This is a genomic window from Weissella sagaensis, from assembly GCF_005405285.1.
Lineage (GTDB): Bacteria > Bacillota > Bacilli > Lactobacillales > Lactobacillaceae > Weissella > Weissella sagaensis.
Genome location: NZ_BJDT01000025.1, coordinates 1 through 425 on the forward strand (window position 1 = coordinate 1; position 425 = coordinate 425).

The 425-nt window shown below is 36.0% G+C and carries 1 protein-coding gene; it reads right to left on the reverse strand.

Annotated features, from left to right (window positions below; genetic code table 11):
• On the reverse strand, positions 1-425 hold a 425-nt coding region (locus FFM55_RS09730), incomplete at both ends, for a zinc-binding dehydrogenase (RefSeq protein WP_137601022.1).

Below are 425 nucleotides of genomic sequence, written 5' to 3' on the forward strand. Positions count from 1 at the left end.
CGAGCATGATGTGTTTCACTACGCTTTTGGGCAGATTGTATTCCCTCAGTTGTAAGCGGATATGTGCTATCAATCACAATCTTCAAATTATTATTTCTAATTTGTTTGCCTAAGAAACTAAGGTCTTCACCATTTGGCTGTAACCAGCCAGTCATTATATGCTTATCTGACATCTCTTTTTGTTCTTCAGTCAACGCACCGGAAATCGTTACAAAACTTCCACCAGTTTTAAGAATACTAATACCACCCTCTATATCATTAACCGTGTCTAAAACAGCATCATAATCAGATAGTACTTCAGTGATTGTATTTTCATGATAGTCTATTACTAAATCCGCACCTAACGACTTCACAAATTCAGTGTTATTTTCACTAGCAGTAGTAGCAACAAAAGCGCCAAATATTTTTGCTAATTGGATTGCAAA